3 protein-coding genes and 1 pseudogene are annotated in these 3,799 nt (G+C 53.1%); all 4 read left to right on the top strand.

Translation table 11 applies throughout. From position 1 onward, the window contains the following. Positions 1-95, top strand: a 95-nt coding sequence (locus JN12_RS20255; protein WP_211360599.1) for an acyl-CoA dehydrogenase family protein, incomplete at its 5' end; no start/stop codon positions are given. 118 nt (positions 96-213) lie between these two features. Beyond that, a pseudogene (locus tag JN12_RS20250) lies at positions 214-387 on the top strand (acetyl-CoA hydrolase/transferase C-terminal domain-containing protein); the annotation flags it as partial. A gap of 146 nt (positions 388-533) precedes the next feature. Next, the gene (locus JN12_RS20245; protein WP_145026335.1) at positions 534-2,357 is read left to right on the top strand and encodes a GNAT family N-acetyltransferase; all 1,824 of its coding nucleotides are present in this window, start codon (positions 534-536) and stop codon (positions 2,355-2,357) included. 2 nt (positions 2,358-2,359) lie between these two features. After that, on the top strand, positions 2,360-3,340 hold the full coding sequence (locus tag JN12_RS20240) for a histone deacetylase family protein (protein ID WP_145026332.1): 981 nt from the start codon (positions 2,360-2,362) through the stop codon (positions 3,338-3,340). Positions 3,341-3,799 lie beyond the last annotated feature (459 nt).

Raw genomic sequence — 3,799 nt, 5'->3', positions numbered from 1 at the left:
AGCGGATGATGCGGGACGCCAAGCTGACGCAGATCTACACCGGTACCAACCAGATCACCCGCATGGTCACAGGGCGCGCTCTGCTGTTTCAGTAATAGATGGAGTATGCATTGCAACTGTCTGAACTAGCGGTAATCAGCGGTTGGCTGCTACGACTTTGAAAGAATAAGGCGAGCATATGATGTCCACAACAGACGAAATAATTGCTCGCCAGGTGCATCTGTCACTACCGGGAAGAACGATGTCGATCATGTGGTGACCGAGTTCGGCGTTGCCAAACTCAGGGGACAGACTGCCCGGCAGCGTGCCCTGAACCTGATCAGCGTCGCGCACCCCGACTTTCGGGGAGAACTGATTGAGGCAGCCAGGAGGATGAATCGGATCTAGGAGATAACAGGAAGCAACACTACGGGCTTCCAATATATTTGTTGTGAAGTATGATTCAAGAGTTACAATGAGCCGAAGCCATCTGGCGATACCACGCTGTTAAACGCGTTCATGCAGAGATCGGGCAGCATTGAAAGAGGGCGGCTATGGAAGAACTCACGGGCAATTCCTGGGTCAAGTATGTCAAGAACGGTTATCGGATTCTCCTTGGTTCCGGTGCGGCCTGCCCCTACACCCTTATCGACCGGTTCCTGGAAGCTGCACGGTATTTCACGGACCTGGAATTGGTGTATTTGTTAACTATCGGCAAGACACCCTGGACCGATCCGAAATACGAGCATAACTTTCGGGTCAATTCCTTTTTTCTGGACCAGGGGACCAGGGACGCAGTGCGATCGGGCAAGGCTGACTATACCCCTTGTTTCCTGTCGGAGATCCCGGCCCTTTTTACGGAAAACGTGCTTCCCATCGATGTCGCCTTTGTCCAGGTCACTCCACCCGACGCGCAGGGGTATTGTTCGCTGGGGGTTGCGGTCGATATCGTCATGGACGCGGCCAAGTCCGCCAAATACATCATCGCCCAGATCAATGACCAACTGCCGCGCACTTTCGGACAATGTTATCTGCATAAGGATGAGATCGCTGCGTTCATCAGGGTGTCCGAACCGATTCCGACTGTTCCTGTGGTTGAATTGGATGAAATTACCCTGCAGATCGGCAAATATGTCTCACTGCTCATCGAAGACGGCTGCACGCTGCAGGCGGGAATCGGCAAGATCCCCGATGCGGTGCTGAATAAATTGACCGGTCACAATGATCTCGGCGTCCATACCGAGATGTTCAGCGACGGCCTGTTGAATCTGTACCGGAACGGCAATATTACCAACCGATTGAAAGGGATCCACGAGGGGAAGACAATCGCCTCGTTCTGTATCGGCAGCCGGGAGGTCTATGACTTCGTGGATAACAATCCCCACGTGGAGTTCCATGGGACAGCCTACGTGAATAATCCTTCAGTCATCGCCCAAAACAGTAAGATGATCTCAATCACCAGCGCTACCCAAGTCGACCTGACGGGGCAGATCGTTTCCGATTCGGTTGCAGGGCAGTTCTACAGCGGACTTGGCGGCCAGGTGGATTTCATCCGTGGTGCCGGCATGAGCAGGGGAGGGCGATCCATCATCGCACTGCCTTCCACAGCAAAGAACGGCACCGTTTCGCGGATCGTGTCGGTGATCAGCCAGGGGGCCGGTGTGGGAGCCACCAGAGGTGATATTCATTATGTCGTGACCGAGTACGGGATTGCGACTCTGAGAGGCCGCAGCATCCGGGAACGGGTCATGGAACTGATTCAGATAGCTCATCCGGACTTCAGGGAGCAATTGCTGGACGACATGCAGAAATCCTACAAGGTGCCCGCCTATCAACGCGATACCCCGTCCCCGGTCAGGGAACTTGGCGATACTGAGATCATCAGACTGGATATCCAGGGGGAGGATTATTTCCTGCGTCCCCTGCATCCGTCCGACCAGCGACGTTTGCAGACTTTTTTCTACTCTCACGACCAGGCGACACTGTTCCAACGGTACCGGAATGAACCGAAAAAAATGGGCACGGCCCAGGCATACCGTCTGGTCAATACCGACCTTACAAGGGACATGGCTCTATGCATAGTGGAGCGTCAGGGCCCGCGGGAGGTCATCCAGGCCGTAGGGCGCTATTACGTTCTCGAAGACGGTGGGGAGGCGGAGGTTGCATTTGTCGTTCATGAGTCCATGCGCGACAAAGGCTTTGCCAGCTTACTTCTGGAGAGACTCATCGATGTAGCGCGCCAAAGAAAATTGAATTTCCTTACGGCAAACGTCCGTTTCGACAATCTGTCCATGCGCAGGGTCTTTGAAAAATACCAGTTTACGGTACAAACTTCCGAGGATCCGTCGGAACTTGTCTATCGGCTTCCCCTGGAATGAATATGATGGAGCTTGCAAAGAGGTTCCCGTTCAAGGAGGGATATTTCCAACTGGTTTCCCATCCTGATTGTCTCCTGCACGAGGTGGGCGAGTGGCACCCCGAGACTCCGGAACGCCTCAGAAGTATCCTGCGGGGTTGCGCCAATCTCCCGGAGCACCTGCCGGTCTCTTTTCGAGTCCCACCGCCGGCCGGGATATCCCAGCTTGAACTGGTGCATGAGAAGGACTATCTCCTGAGTCTGGAAGCCAGTTGCCGGCAGTCGAGTTCCTCTTTCATGTCGCCGGATAATCATATCAGTCAGAATACCTTTCGTGCCGTGCTTGCCGCGGGTGGGTGCGCCCTGGCATTGGCCGAGACCATGCTGGGAAAGGGTGCGGGTTTCGCGCTGATCCGTCCGCCCGGGCACCACGCGGGGAAGAAGCTTGCTGAGGGTTTTTGTTTTGTCAATCATATTGCCCTGGCTATTGAGACCATCAGGCAGAAAGAACCGGAGGCAACCTTTCTGGTGGTCGATTTCGATGTGCATCACGGTAACGGCATCGATTACATCTATTACGATGATCCAAAGGTATTTTACTACTCGCTGCATGGGGCGCCAGACCACATCTATCCGTATTCCGGTTACCTGCATGAAACGGGACAGGGTGCGGGCATGGGGTACACGTGCAACATCACCCTGTCACTGGAGAGCTCCGGTGAGGATTGGTTGCAGCAGTTCGAGATGAACCTGCTCGACTGCAAGCAGAAGATACGCCCAGACTACCTTCTGGTCGGTGCCGGGTTCGATGCGCACAGAGAAGACCCCTTCGGAGTAATGAAGGTTGAAGATCGGCATTTTCTCGAAGCGGTTCGGCTACTGAAAAATATTGCTGACGACAGCTGTGCGGGGAGGGTCGGTTTCTTTCTGGAGGGTGGCTACTCTCCCACCGTTCTGGAGCGACTGGTACCGGAAATCATCGCCATCCTTGCCGAGAACCATTAAACTCAATTGTCCGGAAATGAGCTGTCAGCCTGACATCTCGCCCGACTCAGGGCGGGCCTCTGTCCAGGGAGGAGGGCAGTTCGCATTTGCTGATTTTCCCGGATTCACTTCTTGTCTCCCACCCCCGGAATCTCCCAACTATTTTAGTAACCCAGTTCAAGGTCGGAACTAAGTGTATTCATTAGTCAACAGTGTATCTCTATGGGTACACCATGCTGGAATGCCAATTTATGCGCACCTATAACAAAACTGTCTACACTTGTCTACATAATGCGATGGACTAAAAATTGTTTTCTGTTTAATTGTGCCAAAAAAATAAATAAAAATCAGACACATAAGCCTGTAGTATATCTTTTAATAAACTTGGCACAAACAATGAAATATAAAAACGTTATACAGCGTGGCGGATTGCTTGTCACGCCGGATCGGATTTTCGCAGCTGTCTGCGGGGAATCCTTA

Source organism: Geobacter argillaceus (assembly GCF_007830735.1).
Taxonomy (GTDB): Bacteria; Desulfobacterota; Desulfuromonadia; order Geobacterales; family DSM-12255; genus Geomobilibacter; species Geomobilibacter argillaceus.
This window is presented reverse-complemented; position numbering and strand designations above follow the sequence as displayed.